General features: G+C 30.4%; 21 protein-coding genes. 9 read left to right on the top strand and 12 right to left on the bottom strand.

Annotated elements, in window-relative coordinates; all coding sequences use genetic code 11:
- Window positions 1-49: 49 nt before the first annotated feature.
- The 4 genes from LQ679_RS07710 to LQ679_RS07695 all read right to left on the bottom strand — a co-directional run bounded on the left by LQ679_RS07710 (window position 50) and on the right by LQ679_RS07695 (window position 3,934).
- Complete coding sequence (locus LQ679_RS07710) at window positions 50-340, bottom strand: thiamine-binding protein (protein WP_025905601.1); 291 nt, start codon at window positions 338-340, stop codon at window positions 50-52.
- A gap of 72 nt (window positions 341-412) precedes the next feature.
- Entirely contained in the window at window positions 413-1,279 is an 867-nt protein-coding gene (locus tag LQ679_RS07705) for a 2-oxoacid:ferredoxin oxidoreductase subunit beta (RefSeq protein WP_239762362.1), read from the bottom strand.
- Complete coding sequence (locus tag LQ679_RS07700; RefSeq protein WP_126477442.1) at window positions 1,280-3,037, bottom strand: 2-oxoacid:acceptor oxidoreductase subunit alpha; 1,758 nt, start codon at window positions 3,035-3,037, stop codon at window positions 1,280-1,282. It lies immediately after the preceding gene.
- Window positions 3,038-3,142: 105 nt separating this feature from the next.
- The gene (locus LQ679_RS07695) at window positions 3,143-3,934 is read right to left on the bottom strand and encodes a TIGR00282 family metallophosphoesterase (RefSeq protein WP_037587854.1); all 792 of its coding nucleotides are present in this window, start codon (window positions 3,932-3,934) and stop codon (window positions 3,143-3,145) included.
- 159 nt (window positions 3,935-4,093) lie between these two features.
- On the opposite strand from LQ679_RS07695, the gene LQ679_RS07690 reads away from it, so the two are divergent.
- Entirely contained in the window at window positions 4,094-4,312 is a 219-nt protein-coding gene (locus LQ679_RS07690; RefSeq protein ID WP_025905597.1) for a hypothetical protein, read from the top strand.
- A gap of 526 nt (window positions 4,313-4,838) precedes the next feature.
- On the opposite strand, the gene LQ679_RS07685 is transcribed toward LQ679_RS07690, so the two are convergent.
- Together LQ679_RS07685 and LQ679_RS07680 are read right to left on the bottom strand one after the other, a co-directional pair.
- Window positions 4,839-7,145, bottom strand: coding sequence for a CDP-glycerol glycerophosphotransferase family protein (locus LQ679_RS07685; protein WP_126477443.1), 2,307 nt, complete (start codon window positions 7,143-7,145; stop codon window positions 4,839-4,841).
- Window positions 7,146-7,354: 209 nt separating this feature from the next.
- Entirely contained in the window at window positions 7,355-7,858 is a 504-nt protein-coding gene (locus tag LQ679_RS07680) for a Rossmann-fold NAD(P)-binding domain-containing protein (protein ID WP_126477444.1), read from the bottom strand.
- 169 nt (window positions 7,859-8,027) lie between these two features.
- Here LQ679_RS07680 and LQ679_RS07675 point away from each other — a divergent pair, with 169 nt between their 5' ends.
- The 3 genes from LQ679_RS07675 to LQ679_RS07665 are packed head-to-tail and all read left to right on the top strand — an operon-like array spanning window position 8,028 to window position 9,335.
- Window positions 8,028-8,354, top strand: coding sequence for a hypothetical protein (locus LQ679_RS07675; RefSeq protein ID WP_159315081.1), 327 nt, complete (start codon window positions 8,028-8,030; stop codon window positions 8,352-8,354).
- Window positions 8,341-8,751 (top strand): YolD-like family protein, encoded by a 411-nt coding sequence (locus tag LQ679_RS07670; protein ID WP_065381131.1) that lies wholly within the window; start codon window positions 8,341-8,343, stop codon window positions 8,749-8,751. The genes LQ679_RS07675 and LQ679_RS07670 overlap by 14 nt, the downstream gene beginning before the upstream one ends.
- 56 nt (window positions 8,752-8,807) lie before the next feature.
- On the top strand, window positions 8,808-9,335 hold the full coding sequence (locus tag LQ679_RS07665) for a GNAT family N-acetyltransferase (RefSeq protein WP_206167108.1): 528 nt from the start codon (window positions 8,808-8,810) through the stop codon (window positions 9,333-9,335).
- Between the two features lie 104 nt (window positions 9,336-9,439).
- Here the strand turns inward: LQ679_RS07665 and LQ679_RS07660 are convergent, their stop codons facing one another.
- Window positions 9,440-10,237 carry a Cof-type HAD-IIB family hydrolase gene (locus tag LQ679_RS07660; protein ID WP_239762361.1) on the bottom strand — a complete coding sequence of 266 codons (798 nt, stop codon included), beginning with the start codon at window positions 10,235-10,237 and terminating at the stop codon, window positions 9,440-9,442.
- A gap of 75 nt (window positions 10,238-10,312) precedes the next feature.
- Window positions 10,313-11,191 (bottom strand): AraC family transcriptional regulator, encoded by an 879-nt coding sequence (locus LQ679_RS07655; protein ID WP_239762360.1) that lies wholly within the window; start codon window positions 11,189-11,191, stop codon window positions 10,313-10,315.
- 106 nt (window positions 11,192-11,297) lie between these two features.
- On the opposite strand from LQ679_RS07655, the gene LQ679_RS07650 reads away from it, so the two are divergent.
- Window positions 11,298-12,212: a DMT family transporter gene (locus tag LQ679_RS07650; protein ID WP_239762359.1), complete on the top strand. Its 915-nt coding sequence runs from the start codon at window positions 11,298-11,300 to the stop codon at window positions 12,210-12,212.
- Window positions 12,213-12,270: 58 nt separating this feature from the next.
- Here the strand turns inward: LQ679_RS07650 and LQ679_RS07645 are convergent, their stop codons facing one another.
- The 3 genes from LQ679_RS07645 to LQ679_RS07635 form a co-directional block, all read right to left on the bottom strand.
- Complete coding sequence (locus tag LQ679_RS07645; protein WP_037587840.1) at window positions 12,271-12,756, bottom strand: GNAT family N-acetyltransferase; 486 nt, start codon at window positions 12,754-12,756, stop codon at window positions 12,271-12,273.
- 121 nt (window positions 12,757-12,877) lie between these two features.
- The gene (locus LQ679_RS07640; RefSeq protein ID WP_239762358.1) at window positions 12,878-13,696 is read right to left on the bottom strand and encodes an NmrA/HSCARG family protein; all 819 of its coding nucleotides are present in this window, start codon (window positions 13,694-13,696) and stop codon (window positions 12,878-12,880) included.
- Window positions 13,693-14,007: a DUF2316 family protein gene (locus LQ679_RS07635; RefSeq protein ID WP_239762357.1), complete on the bottom strand. Its 315-nt coding sequence runs from the start codon at window positions 14,005-14,007 to the stop codon at window positions 13,693-13,695. Before LQ679_RS07635 ends, LQ679_RS07640 begins: the two co-directional genes overlap by 4 nt.
- Before the next feature lie 104 nt (window positions 14,008-14,111).
- Here LQ679_RS07635 and LQ679_RS07630 point away from each other — a divergent pair, with 104 nt between their 5' ends.
- The 4 genes from LQ679_RS07630 to LQ679_RS07615 are packed head-to-tail and all read left to right on the top strand — an operon-like array spanning window position 14,112 to window position 17,277.
- Entirely contained in the window at window positions 14,112-14,678 is a 567-nt protein-coding gene (locus tag LQ679_RS07630) for a TetR/AcrR family transcriptional regulator (RefSeq protein WP_239762356.1), read from the top strand.
- Window positions 14,675-15,376 (top strand): SDR family NAD(P)-dependent oxidoreductase, encoded by a 702-nt coding sequence (locus LQ679_RS07625; protein ID WP_204167711.1) that lies wholly within the window; start codon window positions 14,675-14,677, stop codon window positions 15,374-15,376. The genes LQ679_RS07630 and LQ679_RS07625 overlap by 4 nt, the downstream gene beginning before the upstream one ends.
- A 49-nt stretch (window positions 15,377-15,425) precedes the next feature.
- The gene (locus LQ679_RS07620) at window positions 15,426-16,427 is read left to right on the top strand and encodes an amidohydrolase family protein (protein WP_239762355.1); all 1,002 of its coding nucleotides are present in this window, start codon (window positions 15,426-15,428) and stop codon (window positions 16,425-16,427) included.
- A 16-nt stretch (window positions 16,428-16,443) separates the two neighbouring features.
- A complete protein-coding gene (locus tag LQ679_RS07615) occupies window positions 16,444-17,277 on the top strand; it encodes an alpha/beta fold hydrolase (protein ID WP_239748015.1) in 834 nt (277 codons plus the stop codon).
- A 288-nt stretch (window positions 17,278-17,565) separates the two neighbouring features.
- On the opposite strand, the gene LQ679_RS07610 is transcribed toward LQ679_RS07615, so the two are convergent.
- A complete protein-coding gene (locus tag LQ679_RS07610; protein ID WP_239762354.1) occupies window positions 17,566-18,678 on the bottom strand; it encodes a CDP-glycerol glycerophosphotransferase family protein in 1,113 nt (370 codons plus the stop codon).
- Window positions 18,679-18,730 lie beyond the last annotated feature (52 nt).

Below are 18,730 nucleotides of genomic sequence, written 5' to 3'. Positions count from 1 at the left end.
TATATTTTCCTATAACATTCTCCTTTTCTTCTAACTCATTATTTTGAAATTATGATTTATACTTATCCGTTAATGTATCCATTGTTATACCTTCAGGCACATGATAGAACTTTATCTGAGAAATAATACTGTCACATTCAAGTTCAACCATACGTTCATTTATTTGTTCAATGAGAATAAGACATGCATTTAAATCTCCTTCTATCGTTGTTTCTAAAGGATGCACTTCATATTTAAGACCCGATTGATCGATGATACTGATTGCCTCATCAACTAATGGAATAACACCTGTTTGTTGATGTTCTGGAATAATTTGAATACTCATTAATGTATTTGTCATTTCGAATCCCCCTTTTCTATGTATAAAAGCTCATAGATAAATCTATGAGCTTAAAGTGGTATAATTATATAATTATTTAAACTGAGAAACAAGTTCATCAAATTGATTTTGTTCTAGTTTAAGTGATTTTTTAACAAGCGGTTGCTCATCAAACTGTTCAATTTGTGATTCATATGATGGTGTATCTTTATCTTGATAAATAATACCTGTAATCATTGATTCAGTATCTAATACAGTTTGCATTGCTTGAGATTTATTCGTATTATCATAACCTTCAATATCTGCAAGCTTTGTTAAATTTTCTTTAAACCAGTCGTACGTATTAATTTTATTATACGTTACACATGGTGAAAATACATTTACAAATGAAAATCCTTTATGTTTAATCGCTTCTTCAATAATACTTGTTAATTCTTTAATATCACTAGAGAAACTTTGAGCGACAAATGTTGCACCAGATGATATCGCCAATTCTAAAGGTGCAATATTTTGTTCGATGTTACCTTTTGGAGTTGATTTCGTTACAAATCCTTTAGCTGAACTTGGTGATGTTTGTCCTTTTGTTAAACCATAAATTTGGTTATCCATAACGATATAAGTCATATCCATATTTCTTCTTAATGCATGAACAGTATGACCCATACCAATCGCAAATCCATCACCGTCACCACCTGAAGCGATAACAGTTAAATCTTTATTTGCCATTTTAACACCTTGTGCTAATGGTAAAGAACGGCCATGTATAGAATGAACGCCGTATGAATTCACATAACCACTTAAACGGCCTGAACATCCAATCCCTGTAATAATGGCAACTTCTTCTGGCTCTAACCCAACATTAGCTGCAGCTTTTTGAATCGCAGCTTGTACTGAGAAATCTCCACAACCTGGACACCAGTTTGGTTTAACATTATTTCTAAAATCTTTAAATGTTGCCAATTAAATCAACTCCTTCATATTACTTACGATTTCTAACGCTTTATCTTCTATTTCATGTGGTAAGAACGGTGTACCGTCATATTTAGTTTGGTTAATAATTTTATTTTGATGATTAATATTCATCTTAATAATATTAGATAGTTGTCCTTGATAGTTATGCTCAGCTACAACAACTTTTTTAGCTTTGTTAAATGCTTCTTGCACAACATCTGAAGGGAACGGATGAAGTTGTCTTATTTGAATGTGATTGACTTTCACATTTTGTTGATCCAATCTTGAAATAGCTTCTTCGATTGCACCAGCTGTTGAGATAAAGCCAACATATAATATATCCGCTTCTTCATATTTTTCATTAGATTCTACTGGCTCATCTATCAATAATTGAGCTGTCTTGCGCATACGTTTATCCATTTGTTTTTGTCTGTTTTCAGCACTTTCAGAAGGTTTTCCTTCTTCATCATGTTCAACACCTGTTACGTGATGGATACCGCCTTTTGTACCTGGTAAGATACGTGGTGAAATACCTGAATCTGTTAAAGCATAACGTTTAAAGTACGCTTTATCTTCTTGTTTTTCTAAATCACCTTCAACCAATGCACCTCTACGAATTTCAACTTTGCTATAATCTAATGATTCGACAGTTTGTTTACCTAATGATAATTGTAAATCTGATAATAAAATAACTGGACATTGATATTCTTCAGCTAAGTTAAACGCTTCTACAGTTAAGTAGAACGCATCACTTGCACTAGTTGGTGCCAATACGATTTTAGGAATGTCACCATGTGTACCATAAATCATTTGCATTAAATCTGATTGTTCTTGTTTCGTTGGCAGACCAGTAGAAGGACCTCCACGTTGTGTATTGACAATCACAAGTGGTGTTTCAGTCATACCTGATAAACCTATTGATTCCATCATTAATGATAAACCTGGACCTGCTGAAGATGTGAATGAACGTACACCTGCATAGTTTGAACCTATAGCCATTGTACATGCTGCAATTTCATCTTCTGTTTGAATAACCGTACCGCCTAATGCTGGTAAACGATCAATCATATACTCCATAATTTCTGATGCTGGTGTAATTGGATATGCTGCCATAAATCTAACACCTGCTGCAACAGCACCTAAACCAATTGCATCATTCCCTATCATAAATAAATGACCTTCTGAGTCAGTTGGTTCTAATGTATGTTCACTTTGTAAATCGTCCATTTGTTCAGACATTAAGCGATATCCTTCATTTAAAGCTTGAATGTTTAAATCTACTACACTCTCACCTTTTTTACCGAATAGATCTTTTATTAATGATTCAAATACTGTCGTATCTAAATTCATTACAGCACAAGTTGCACCAACTGCGACCATATTTTTCATAAGTGCAGTGCCCAATTCTTTTGCTACACCTGTGAATGGTAAACTAACCAATTGTGCTTTACTATCTTCTGGATTTTGTGGTTTCGCTTTTTCATCTGCAATAATAATGCTGCCTTCAAGCATTTCATGATAGTTAACTTCTATCGTCTCTTGATCAAATGCAATTAATATATCTAAATCGTCACTAATAGCTCTTACTGGTTTTGACGATACTCTAATTTTATTATTTGTATGCCCACCTTTAATTCTACTTGAAAAATGGCGATATCCGTATAAATAATATCCTTGACGGTTCATAGCAGTTGCAAAAATTTCACCTGTTGATTCAATTCCTTCGCCTTGCTGTCCGCCCACTTTCCATGAAATTTGTGATTTCATTTTATGGCCTCCCCATGTAATATCTCATGTTATATCATAACAAAAAAACCCTTTTAATCCTATGAAATTAAAGGGTTTTAGTAAAAATCAGTCTAATGGACGATACTATTCAAATGGATGATCGTCATTAATTAATATACGTTGTATTTTTTTAGCTTTACCCGCACTATCAAGGTCAATAATAACACCTGACAATACTTTTCTACCTTCGTCTGGTAAATTATGACGTTGAGGTAAACTTGTTATAAATCTTTCTATAACTTCATCTTTATTAATACCTAATATGCCATCATAATAACCTGTCATACCTACGTCAGTAATATAAGCAGTACCTTCATTTAACACGCGCTCATCAGATGTTTGAATATGCGTATGTGTACCAACCATGGCACTTACTCTACCATTCAAATACCACCCCATTGCGTTTTTCTCTGAAGTTGTTTCAGCATGAAAATCGACAAATATATACGGCGTTATTTTTGAAGCTTGTTCTATAAGTTCATCTGCTTTTTTGAATGGGCAGTCAATTGCTGGCATAAATGAACGTCCTTGTAAATTAATGATTGCGATATCTTTATCATTAACTCTAATAATTCTCATGCCAAGACCTGGCGCTTCTTCAGGGAAATTCGCTGGACGAACCATTCTATTTGCTTGTCCGATAAAGTCATATATTTCTCTTTGACCATAAGTATGATTACCCATCGTTAAAAAGTCGGCACCCATTCTTAAAATATCTTTATAAATTTTCTCTGTTAAACCTTTACCATGTGCAGCATTTTCTGCATTCACAATCGTAAACGTTGGTTTATAACTCGCTTTAATTTTTGGTAAATATGTTTCTAACTGTTCTCTTCCTAGTTTGCCTACAATATCACCTATAAATAAAATTCTCAATATTGACATCCTCTCTATTCACTCTATATTCTAATTCAAATTAAAAAATTTTAAAAGAGATGATTATTAATTTTTTATTAGGGTATACATAATACGAGCGTTATTCAAACACATTTGTTTAGTAACGTTACAAAATCTAATAGGAGTGTTTATTTAAACATGGGAATTGAAATCCAACCAGAAAAATTTGCAGAATTAGTGGTTAGAGCAAATCCATCCGTAGAAGAAAATGCAGAAGATATCGCGAAAGACAGTTTAGAACTATACGTTACAGCATTCAAACTCGCTGAAAAATATGGTAGTTGTGGCGTAAATTCACAAGAAACGTCCAACGTTTTAAAAGAAGCATTAGATTTAGAACTGAACTTAACACGTTAAATTTATTATAAAATACTAATATCAAAAACCATCGCTATAGACTGTAGCGATGGTTTTTGGTTTGTATAATAAAAATGTTTGAATAGACGTGAGTTAAAAGATGAATAAACTCACGAGTTCTCTAATCTTGTGGGTTAATGTCTTCGTTAACTCACGAGTTCCCTAATCTTGTGGGTTAATGTCCTCATTAACTCACGAGTTTTCTAATCTTGTGGGTTAATGTCCTCATTAACTCACGAGTTTTCTAATCTTGTGGATTAATGTCCTCGTTAACTCACGAGTTCTCTAATCTTGTGGGTTAATGTCCTCGTTAACTCACGAGTTTTCTAATCTTGCGTGTTAATGTCCTCATTAACTCACGACTTTCCTAATCTTGTGGGTTAATGTCCTCATTAACTCACGAGTTTCCTAATCTTGTGGGTTAATGTCCTCATTAACTCACGAGTTCTCCAATCTTGTGGGTTAATGTCTTCGTTAACTCACGAGTTCTAAGATAACTATTTAAAATCAACACTTTGTATAATACTTACTTAAATATATAATTCACGATATTTTCAGTGGTACCTATTTTGTCATCTTGTAATAGTTGGTCTGTTATATTTTGATAATCTGGTTGTTTATTTTCTAGTAATTGTCTAGCCAGTATGCGTTCATCATTACTTGCAATTTCTATTGTGACAAGTTCGAATATATCAAAGTAAAAACCTATTTGTTCTGAGTAAACTTCTGTATCTTCTTGCAATAAGAAAATGGGTTTATTTAAATGTGCATAATCAAATATCGTAGATGAATAATCTGTAATCATGGCATCTGAAATTAAATATAGTTCTTGAATGTCTACAAGTTCATTATAAAAACAATGAATTCGATCACTTAATTCACTATATGTTACTCTCAAATGTGATTCGTTAGGATGTAATTTAACAATAATTTCATATTCTTCAGGCAATTGTTCTAATAAGATATTTAAATTGATTTTTGACAATAATGCTCTTTTTTCTTTTCTCCATGTCGGACAGAACAAAATATATTTTTTATCATTACTTTTAGTAAAGAAATATTTCGTAAGTACGCGTTCTTTCTCTGTTTCGTCATGCTTCATTAAATATTCATTTCTTGGTGCACCGAGTTGAAGGATTTGTAAGTCCTGCTCTGGTTGAATGTTAAATGATGACTCTAGTAACATTGTGTTTACTGCTGAAGAGGTTAATAAGTAATCCCACTTCTTCATTCTTGGTTTAAATGCTGCGACTTGAGCGTTTCTTTCAGTTTTATCTTCTAAATCATTCAACATTCTTTTAAGTGGAAAGCCATGCCATGTTTGTACAAATATTTGATCTTTATGTTTAAACACACTATCTAAAGTATTGCCATTCACCACGACATATTTACATGACCTAAATGTTTGATTATAGATGGCACTACCAAACCTTATAGGTATTAAATTATGATTTCTAATTTCCATATCTACTAACGCATTTCTAGAACTTACATATACTTCTTTTTCAGGAAAATGTTCTTTAATATATAATGCGATATATTTCGGATCTCCACTAAAGTTATTCCCATGAAATGATTCAATGAACACTTTGTTTTCTAATGGTGTAATAGCATCATATTGCTGTTTAAGCTTATCCATTTTTCTTTTTTCGTATTTCTTTTTAGCAAAATTAAAGACTTTTTCATTATTTAACACTGTTCTAATAACTGGTTTAGTCTTATATTGTTCATACAAATCTCTACCATATTCAAGCTTTGATTTTTTGCGGACTTTTTGTGTAACTTGTGACTTACTTCCTGACCCAACTTTTAAACCATCCATACATCCTTTAGATGCTTCAATAAAATCAGAAGCATAGTCTCTATCAATAAATGTTGCATTCAATAACGCTACATCTTCACCTCGTTCTTCCTTTGTATATTTATTATCAATAAACTCAATTAAGCGCTCACTATCTTCTTGAATATCTTTCTCCAAAAATTGAACGGCATGATACGGTTCATATATACGTTTAAGCACACCATCTTCTCCAGCGTAAATAAATGCTTTATTTCCTTCTGCTATAGATTCTAATATAGAATAACCTAATGTTTCATACGGAGAAGATGATATATAAATATAGTTTTTAGGTTCACGTTCATTCATATGAACATGTTCCTCTAGTTGATAATAATGAATTAAATTCTTATATAAAATTTCAGATGGTCCATACCCCTTGATATATAAATGTATATCATCATACCCCTTAACATTAATGATACGATTCATCATTTTTATAACATATGAAATATCCTTTATATTATCTTCAAATCTCGCTTTAATTAATAAATTTCTTCGTGTCACACTAGGTTCTTCATTCACAATAATATGTGACGCATCAACATATTGATTAAAGACATTCTCTTTTCCATAACGTTCGATGAAATCATGCTTAATATCAATAGAACTCACTCTATACGCATCAATTGCATCAAAAGCTAAATCTTGGTTATCATCAATATATGCTAATGGCCCATGTATCTCCCCTACGACCATTGCATTTGGATTGATGGATTTTATTTCTCTTGCTAAATAAAAGAAAGTTTCTCTCGTTAGTATAACGAGATCTACATTTACAAAATCTTCACTTGTTTTAAATTCTTCGAAACTTAAATGCTTATCAAATAATTGTTCATTAATCATTGTATTAAATTTCGCTGTCTTATCAAAAGTTTTAAAATTATAATAAACAACTTCATGATTAGCTTTAATAAACGATTTAATTAAATTGATATTACTTCTTGATGTTCCACCTTTAGCAAAAAGATTGAACCCTAAAATTTTAATTTTCATTCAATCTCGCCCCTTTGTAATTGTTTTTATCTTATAATTAAATTTTCATTCATACTAACACTCCTTATATACTTATTCCACAATTTTTAATTATTTTACACAGAATTATTTGTTAGAAATAATTAATTCTATTGAATATAAAAATAGAAGACAATCTAATATAAGATTATCTTCTATATTACAATATTAAATTCAATTTCTTTTTCTCATCAATCACTTACTAGTATATCTCTTTTTAATTGTATAGCTTGAATAACACCCTTTGAAATTTCTTCATGATTCAGCCAACGTTTAGTTCCATCATCATTTACTCGATGACCCAATTTTACCGTGAATACATTAAAGCCTTTATTCTTAAGCTTATTAATAAACTCAGCATCATCAAATTTATTTGTACCGACGACGTGAACATAAATTGGTTCAGCATGCTTATCCATACTTATATTTTTCTCAATGAACTTAAGATGATTGAAATAACCATTACTATGCACCCAACTCACCATAATATTGACATCTCGTATATGCTCATCACCTAACACATTATCATTTTCATAATCATATTGTTTAAAATGTATATTTTTTGAATGAAGTAAGTCCTCTGAGTATTTATTTTGATTTCTAGAAAGTAGCCAAATATCATCATCAAAATGTTCTTTAATCCATTTCGTTGCATCCCTCAACATACCAGATCCACCAGCAATCACAATTGTCACTTTATTCACCTACTTTAATTTTAAAATTTTTTCTTAAGTATGCTTAATATAACACAAGCTTTCAATAGATTTTCATTTATTAAGTCAAATTTATCTCTCACATTTCACTTTACAAACACGAACACTTGTTCGTATAATAAAAGAAAAGATTCTACGGGAGGTGTTTGTGATGAATAAGTATATTAACTTAATGATTCATAAATTTGAAACTTACATTTACATGTTAGATAGCGTTGAACCGACTAATGATACAGCGATATTTTTAAATGGTGAAGTCATTTATAAAGAAATAGACAAAGTTGAACGCTACCTTCAATCATTTGATTACCGAACTGAGAAGTTCATTTTATTTACGGGATATTTAAAGATTTTACGCGTCATTTATCGTGATGTTTATACATCTTCAACACAACGAAATACGATGATCGTTTCTTTGAATAACGCGATCCATTGCTTAAATAAAATGAATAAGGAGCTTGTATATGAAAATTATTAATCCTGACTTACCAGAACCTTATAAATATGAGACAGATTATCGCAAAATTCCTAATCATTATCTACAACGTAATATTCCTAAAGGAAGAGGCATGATTAAATGGGCACCATTTGCAACAATGCCTCAACAATATGAAATGATTAAACAATTTATAGCCGATCAAACAAAAGTAGAGAAACCTATATTAGAAGAAACTGCATTAAATGATTTGAATAACGTATTAGCAGAGAAAATATTTTATAATCCACAAGCACTTATTAAATATTGGGAAGATGGTTATTTTAAAGAAATAGCATGTGAAATTAATAAATTTGATAGTGAGCATAAAAAATTAGAAGTCATTGCAGAGGATAAGAAAGTACGATTGAGCATGGATTGTATTGTTAGTATTGAATAGTGTAAAACCATTTTCTTCGCTTATGCTATGATATGTAAACGGGGGTGGCATCATTTATGATAACGATTGAACGTATTACTAAAAATAATGAGCATGCACTTAAATTACCTAATGAACCATTTGAATTGTTCGGTAAACTTGTCGTTACGAGAACTGCTGATACATGGCAATATCATGAAGAGTTAACTGGTTCTGATACGATGATTTTTCCTGATGAAGATTATCAGCTTGATTCAATTGATCAGAAAGGCTTTGCAATAGGTGCCTTTGATGATAACAAATGTATTGGTTTAGGTGTTTTTGAAAAGGATTGGAATAAATATTTGTATTTAAGTGATTTAAAAGTCTCTTCTTCTTACCGCGGTCAAAATGTTGCATCAACATTGTTAAATGCAGCTATAGAATTCGCCAAAGATGAAGGAATGAAAGGGATTTATACGATTGCTCAAGACAATAATTTAAATGCTAATCGCTTTTATTTAAAATATGGATTTGAAATTGGTGGACTAAATACCAAATCATATCAATTCACACAACAAAAAGGTAAATTTGATATTTACTATTATTTGGATTTTGATTCGTAACTAAAAAGCGGGACGGAAATCTTTTTAAATAAATTAGATTTCTATCCCACTCTCATTTTCACTATATTACATTTAGTTTATTTTCTTCGCTTTAAAACATGATATCAGAATGAAAGCAATAAATTTAATGTTTTAATAACCCCGCTATCGTTATGATTGATAGCGATGAGGTTTGCCTCTTTTTTCAATTCTGGATAGGCGTTATCCATTGCTACTTTATATTTAGCTGATTTGAATAAATCTATATCATTAAGTCCGTCTCCAAAAGCAATTGTTTCAGCTGGATCAATGTTTAATATGCTTTGTATTTTATGAATAGTCGTTCCTTTATTCACACCTAACTTCGTAATATCAATCCAATAATCTTCAGATGCAATAATATACACTTCGTTGTTAAAGTAATCAATTTGTTGTGCTGTTTGTTTACATTTACCTGAAGCGTCATGAACCGTAATTTTCAAGAAATCACTTTTAATTTCTGTAAATTCTTTAATGTATGTAACATTTTGATATGACCCATGTACAGCTTTTCTCTCTTCATCAGAAACAGTATCTAGAACATATGCTACATCTTCCGTACATGCAATAATTGTTTGCTCTGGATCTATTTTTGTTAAAGCATCAATAATATTTAATCCTAGTTCATTTTGTATCGTTGCTGTGTAAAGAAATTCACCGTTATATTTTATACGTGTTGCACTATCTCCAATGATAAATGTATCTTTCGTTAAATCACCTACAATATTTTCAACTCTTTCACATTGTTTCCCTGTACAGAACACAAATCTAATATTATGTGAACCTAGATTTTCTTTTAATATACCAAACGCTTCTCTATCAAACTCACTATTCTCATCTAAAAAAGTACCATCCATATCTGTAACAACTAATTTTATATCCATCTTATTATCCCCTTTACTTTGTAACTATTTAATCATATTGTATCGGTATAATTATAATTTTTCAATAGAAAGCGTTTACTTTTTTATTTGTTTAAGAAATTGTTTTGGTGTTTGGCCATACCTTTCTTTAAACTTTTGTATAAAATAACTCGTTGTTGAAAAGCCACACGCGTATGAAATATCTGTAATCGACTTATCTGTATGTTTATTTAACATACTGACACTTTTTTCTAATCTATAGTTTAAGATATATTGAAATGGCGTTTGATGAACATATTTACTAAACAGTCGAACAGTCTCAGATTTACTCATATGGATATTGTCACTTAAATCATTCAAAGTTATTTTAGATTGATAATGATCTTGTATATACTTAATCAATGTTTTGATACGTTGATCAAAATAGTAATGTGCGTCTGTTTCAATTTGCGACATGATATTTATCAAATATTTCAATGACTCATAATAGCAAATTGAAATATCTAGTTTAAAATGTTGTTCTTTTTTATCAAATTTATCACCCGCTTCTTTAATAATATTAATCAACATTTGATGTTCAGAGAGATTCGGTGACAAATATATATAAGGTATTTTATGTGCTAATTCTAATACTTGCGTTAAATATTCCATCTCAATCTGTTTATGCATATCAGCAAGATCAATATTCCAACAAAAATATTCTGTATCAGACATACTTTCATTTATTTCATGAACAACTTGAGAATTGATAAATAACCCGTGCCCTTTTGGAATATATATCAACTCTTCACCTATCCCAACTTTAAGTTCACCATTAATGACATAAACATATTGCAAAGCACTGTGCCAATGAATGGGGATATATCCGTATAACGTTTTGTTTAAAACAGTATGTAAAATAATATGATGCCAATTTTTATAAGGATATTGAATTAATTCTTCTCTTGTTTCTTCAACAATAATTTCAGTATACAATCAACAATCACCTCAATATTTTGATATTATTACACAATATTTATGTATTATATCATGTTTTAAATCACTATAATCAATATATAATTATAAAATGAAGGTGAAACATATGGACAAGTATAATCGCATTAAAGGTATAACTTTAGCAATAGTTGGTGCTAGCTTTTGGGGACTTGGTGGTACAGTTTCTGATTATTTATTTCAACATCAACATATTGATATGAATTGGTATGTCACAGCAAGACTGCTTATAAGTGGTGTATTACTATTATGCTTGTTTAAATTAACGCATAAACAACATAGCTTGTTTAGTATATTTAAAGATAAGGCCAGTATCATTCAGTTGTTGCTATTTTCAATTTTTGGGATGTTTCTCGTTCAATACTCATATATGGCATCCATCAATTACGGTAATGCAGCAGTAGCAACACTTTTACAATATATCGCGCCAGTCTATATCATTATTTGGTATGTCTTAAGAAAGAAAGACACTTTTAAAGCATTTGATTTAATAGCCATTATTTTAACTATCGCTGGTTCTTTTTTATTATTAACAAATGGGAGTATCCACAACTTAATGGTTGCTAAAAGTAGTATTATTTGGGGAATTATATCTGGTTTATCATTAGCTTTTTATACGATTTATGTTGGTAATTTATTAAAAAAATATCCGTCAGTTCTCGTTGTTGGATGGTCAATGCTCATATCTGGTATATTTATCAATTTTAAAGCGCCTATTTGGGATATTGATATTCAACTATTAAATGGCCAAACTATTTTCTATCTCTTATTTGGGATTATTGCAGGTACAACGATTGCGTTCTTTTTCTTTATTTCTAGTTTGAATTATTTAAGTGCTAAAGAAACCGCATTTTTTGGAACAATTGAACCTGTAATTGCAATATTAAGCAGTGCAATTTGGTTAAATGTCGCGTTTTTACCATTTCAAATATTAGGGATATTGTTAATATTAGTATTAATACTCACAATAACATTAAAAAAAGGAAATACTTCCGAAGTTTAAAAATTAAAAACAACCATACTAAAACAAATATTATTGTCTCAGTATGGTTGTAAATCATTTATAAAAATATTTGATAAAAGTCTAAATCTAACCACTTATCAAATTTATATCCTACTTTTTCAATTTTTCCACTATATTTAAATCCTAATTTTTTATGTAAATCAATACTGCCTTGATTATCACCATCAATTCCTGCAACAATCGTTTTATAGCCATTTTTCTTAGCTAAATCAATAATTTCTAATAATAACTTTGAAGCAATACCTTGTCTTCTGAAATCTGGATTTACATAAATAGAATGTTCAATTGTATATTGATATGCTGGCCAATCTCTGAAAGATCCGTATGTTGCAAAACCAGCAACTTGACCATCCACTTCATACACAATAACAGGTTGGTTATTTTCTACTTTCGTATTAAACCATTTATGACGTTCTTCTAATGTTGTTTCATCATATGTGTATACAGCTGTCGTATTCTTAATTGCATCATTATAAATATATAGGATATCTTTTAAATCTTCTTCTTTTGCTAATCTAATCATCTTTCCATCCTCCTTATTTATATTTAGTATACATAAAGAATATAACTATACAAATTTATGTAAATATAACTGACATGCCCGTACAATTATTCAACAACATACTTTTGTTAACATAATATTATTATTTGAAATGCTTTTCTATCCATTTATTTAAACGTAATCTATTTGGATTGATTTGATCCATTTGTTCAAAATCTACAACATATCCTTTTTCTTCTAGCCAACTTTTTTCAGCAGTTTGACTAGAAAATTGACCTTTTATTTCAGTTTTTATGCCTGTTACATTTGTAAACGTATCAACGACTTCGTTTAATGTTAATTCATCAGAAGCAATTTCAATAGATTGATGATTGTATTCATCTACGTTTTTGAATATTTGAACAGTTATTTTAGCGATATCTTCAGAAGGAATCATCGCAAATTTTATATCAGGTGAAATAAGTTCTGGAATATATATGTTATCCGCTTCTACTTTTACAATGCGCAGAAAATTATCCATGAAAAATGATGGTTTAATAATTGTATAATTTAATGGAGATTCACTAAGCATGTCTTCAATTTTAGCTAACGCTTCGAAGTGTGGACCTGTACGATTTCTATTAACGCCTCCTGCAGTACTATATACGACATAAGAAATATTTTGTTTTACTGCTGTATCGATTATAGCTTTACCTTGTTGTAATTCTTGTTCTACATCATTCGGTATAATTGGCTGAACACAATATACACCATATTGTTCGTTCATAGCTTGTTCTAAATCACTTTGATTACTTAAATCACCTTCAAATATTTCTAAATTGTCATCTTTAATATTTGTTAATTTATCATTATGTTTATTACGCGTAAATGCACGAACTTTCCATCCATCACTTAGTAATTCTCGAACGACCGCATTACCTTGCTTACCTGTAGATCCTATTACTAAAATACTTTGAGTCATCTATTTCCTCTCCCTTGTAAGAAACTATAATCCTCTTTATTACCTTTTAAATACGTATACTCAATCGGTTCATTTCCTTGTGCTTTAATTTCTTTATTTATAAAATCTCTAACATCCCATACTAAATGAATAAAATCCATTAATCTATTTCTCATTAATCCATTTGGTGCTTCCATATTTAATGCTTTATGAATATCTTTAGGTGTTACATTCAATCCCTCAGCAATTGCTTCCTCTGTTAAATGAGATTCTTTAAAATGCTCAATTAATTCTTTGCTCGTAACTTTTCTTTGTTCTTTATTTAAAGACATGATATTCCTTCTTTCAATTCAAATTCTTTGAACTTTAACTTTATATTCCATATAATAAACGGACAGGTATCCGATTGTCAATTTATAAGCAAGGAGGCGTCAACATGAGGAGAGATGCCGAAGAAAATAAACATCGTATAGAAACTAAAGCTAAAGCACTTTTTAATGAATTTGGTGTTGAAAATATTAGCATGAAACGAATTTCTAATGAACTCAATATAGGCATGGGAACACTTTATAGACATTTTGAAGATAAAAGTGCCCTTTGCTACAAATTAATCTCAAATGATTTTGAAATGTTCATGTCGGATCTAAACACAATTTCACAAAAAGAGCATTCAAACAAAATGATTTTTATACAGTCAATCGATCGATTTTTACAGTTCAAAATGGAACATCAAGCATTACTGAAGTGTGTTGAAAATAGTACAAGTAAAAAGGATTTCAAACAAACTGAATTCTATCAACTGTTACATGACTATTATTCAAACCTATTTAATTATGAAGAAAATAAGCACTTTATTACATTCAAAGTAGATATCCTATTAAATGCACTTACGACTAAAAATTATGAGTTTTTAACAGAAAATAGGGAAATGTCTAATGAAGAACTTCGTAATGCACTTGTCCAATTATTTTATAACGATTATCAAGGAGACGATGAACAATGAGAAATGTACTGATTACAGGTGGAAACAAAGGTTTAGGATTTGAAACAGCGCGTGTATTGAAAGAACAAGGTTATAAAGTATATATCGGTTCTCGCGATGAATCACGTGGTAAAAAAGCAGCTGAGGATATTGGTGTTGATTACGTTCAATTAGATGTAACAGATGATCAATCAGTTACATCTGCTGCAGAAACAATTCTTAATCAAGAAGGACATTTAGATATTCTCATTAATAATGCAGGTATCTCAGGTGGTTTTACTAAAGTTAGAGATATTAAACCTGAAGATATGGAAAAAGTATATCAAACAAATGTATTTGGTATCGTACGTGTGACAAACCAATTCATTCCATTATTAGAGAAATCTGAGCAACCTGTCATTGTGAATGTTAGCAGTGGATTAGGCTCATTTGGAATGGTTACAAATGAAGAAACTATGGAATCCAAAGTTAACTCACTTGCTTATTGTTCTTCAAAATCTGCTGTCACAATGTTAACGGTACAATATGCAAAAGGATTACCACATATTCAAATAAATGCAGCAGACCCAGGTTCAACAAATACAGACTTAGTTGGAGATGCAAGTAACCAATCGAAACCAGTATCTGAAGGCGCTAAAGCAATTATTGAACTTGCGACAATAGATCAAAACGGTCCTACAGGTACATTTATAGATGCTAATGGAATAATGCCTTGGTAATACAAACAAATTAAATTTCAATTAATGATTTTTAAAAGGAGTTCTAACAATGAAAAGTATTAATTTCGAAGAACATTTTGTATTAAAAGAAGTTCAAGAACAAATGAGTAAAATTATTCAACCATCAGAAAACGGTGTGCCATTAAAAGCGATGTTAGAAGCATTGGAACATCAAACTGGTTTTACGAATGAAGATGAAATTAATCAACATGAGCAACGCATTAAGTTTATGGACGAACAAAATGTTCAAATGCAAGTGTTGTCATATGGTAATGGCTCACCTTCCCTTCTTACTGGTGATAAAGCAATCGAATTATGCCGATATACAAATGACACTTTAAAAAAATATATTGATCAATATCCTGATCGTTTTCTAGGATTTGCTACATTACCTATTAACGAACCAAAAGCAGCTGCTGAAGAATTCAAAAGATGTGTGAATGAACTCAACTTTAAAGGTGCGCTCATCTTTGGTCGTCCAAATGGTAAGTTTTTAGATAGTCCTGAATTTCATACCATTTTTGAAACTGCAGAAGCTTTAGATGTACCTATTTATTTACATCCAGCGCCCATAAGTAACGAAGCATATCAAGCTTATTATCAAAGTGATCAATATTCAGATGCAACTGCTGGATCATTTGCTTGCTTTGGTTATGGTTGGCATGTTGATGTCGGTGTCCATGCAATGCGTATTATTTTAAGCGGTATTATGGATAAATATCCAAACTTAAAAATGATTATAGGACATTGGGGAGAATTTACGCCTTTCTTCTATGAAAGAATGGATGAAACTATTTATGCACCAAACTTAAAACATAAACCAAGTCACTACTTCAAAAATAATTTCTTTATTACACCAAGTGGTATGTTAACTAAACCTCAATTTGAAATGGTTAAAAATGCTGTCGGTGTTGATCACATATTATATTCTGCAGATTATCCTTATATTCAACCTGAAGAATTAGGTACATTCTTAGATGAATTAGACTTAACAACTGAAGAAAAAGAAAAGATTAGTTTTAAAAATGCACAAAAATTATTAAAACTTTAAAAATGGAGGCAATATAATGAATACATTAAAATTGCAAGGCGCAAACTTGAATTACTATAAAGTTGGAGAAGGACCTGTTTTAATACTTGTCCCAGGTGCTAACGGTACTGGAGATATATTCTTACCTTTAGCTGAACAATTGAAAGATCGATTTACAGTTGTTGCTATAGATAGAAGAGATTACGGACATAGTGAATTAACAGAACCGCTTCCAGAACGTGCACAAAATCCAGACGATGACTATCGTGTTAAACGAGACGCACAAGATGTTGCAGAACTTGCGAAACATTTAAGTGATGAGCCAGTATATATATTAGGTTCAAGCTCAGGATCAATCGTTACGATGCACGTATTAAAAGATTATCCAGAAGTCGTTAAACAAATTGCATTCCATGAACCTCCAATCAATACTTTCCTTCCAGATAGTCAATATTGGAAAGAAAAAAATGATCAAATCGTAGAACAAATTGCATCTGAAGGATTACAAAAAGGCATGCAAACATTCGGAGAAACATTAAACATCTCAGCAATTGATGCTAAAGACATGTCTAAACCAGTTTCAGAAGACGACGAAGCACAAAAAGCACAATACGAACGTATGATTTTCTGGGCAAATTATGAAATCAGACAATATACACATTCAGATATTACATTAGGAGATTTATCAAAACATAAAGATATTGTCACATTATTAAACGGTACAGATTCAGTAGGTTCATTCCCACAAGACGTTAACTTCTATATAGAAGAACAAACAGGTATTAAAATCGTAGACATACCTGGTGGACACTTAGGTTATGTTCAAAAACCAGAAGGATTTGCAGAAACTTTAACAAAAATGTGGTTATAATATCATAAAACATCGCATGTCACTCATAAACGAATGGCATGCGATGTTTTTTGTACAAAATGTGATTGAGTTTATATATTTATTTACTCATGAAAATACTTAAGCATAAGCTATTTCTTTACTTTTTTTCTTTTAGTAAAATTAATATTTAGTTTAGGTGTACCACTCCATACAGAGAAAGTATCCATAAGAAAAGATATCAACTGTTTTAACAGATCAACCATTATATCTCCCTCCTATATTCCACTAAATAAAAAATATTATATAATTACTATACCCTATCTAATACTATAAAACTTTATCTTCAATCAACTTTTCAATAACTCTTTTAGTATTTTGATTATCTTTAAATTCGTTAATTTCTTCATACTTATGATTATATTCTTCATTTAGAATATAATTTCCATCAATTGCTTTGTTTATCTCGTCAATTAATTCCGCTTCATCGTAAGCAATTGGTCCTGGTGCATTTGATTCATTTAGGGGTGGTGTTGCTTTATAATTTTTGATTAAGTAATCTTTTTCTTTCCAATAAAATATTGGATATGCACCTCTATAAACAGCATCATATATAATAGACGAATAATCTGTAATAAAAATAATAGAATTTTTTAATGATTCTGTTGGATTAGTATCAATAATATGAGCATACTTTTTAAAGTTTTCTTTAAAGTACTGGGCAAATTTATTATGAGGTACGATCAATAATCTATCGAGTAAACCTGCTTTTTCAAATGCATCGATTACTTCAATAATTGATTGATAGTATGAAGTTTTTTCTATCTCATTATTTACAACATACATCTCTTCCCAATATCTCCAAGTTGGCATAAATGCTATTTTATTTGCATTTTTATTAAGATATGCATGATCTAATTTAGGCAATCCTGTTTTCATAAGATCCTGTTTATCATATCCCATTTTATAAAATTCTAAAGCTTCTAAATCAGAACTAATAACACTCTTTACTAAATTATTATTTTGATTTTCTTTATAAAAACTCCTACCTTGTGGATTTTCTACAGGTTTGGCAAACATAATACCATGTTGTAAAAAGTACAATGGTGTCTTTTTTATTTTATTAGAAAGTATATTATCAAAAGTTTTGGTTGCTATAACATGATTGCTAAGTTCACTTGAAATAAAATGATCTGCCATAAACAAATAATAGTAATGTTTGAATGAGAAACGTTTTAAAATATCGTGTTTATATTGCTTTCGTAAAATTTCATAACTACTAGATCTCTTATCGATAACAAATTTATTCACTGAGTTTAAATGTTCTAATTTTTTAATTGCTTCAAACATTACAAACCCTGATTCAGATGCACTTGAGGCATCTTTTTCAAAATACAAATTTACACTTTTCTTTTTAAATTTCACAACAGAATCAGCAATCATTTTCGATAAGCGAATTTTAAATTGATTGAATTGATTATAAATAGGTAATTTA

The sequence above is a fragment of the Mammaliicoccus sp. I-M35 genome (assembly GCF_022386455.1).
Lineage (GTDB): Bacteria > Bacillota > Bacilli > Staphylococcales > Staphylococcaceae > Mammaliicoccus > Mammaliicoccus sciuri_A.
Note: the sequence above shows the minus strand (reverse complement) of the source record. Positions and strands in the feature narration are given on the sequence as shown.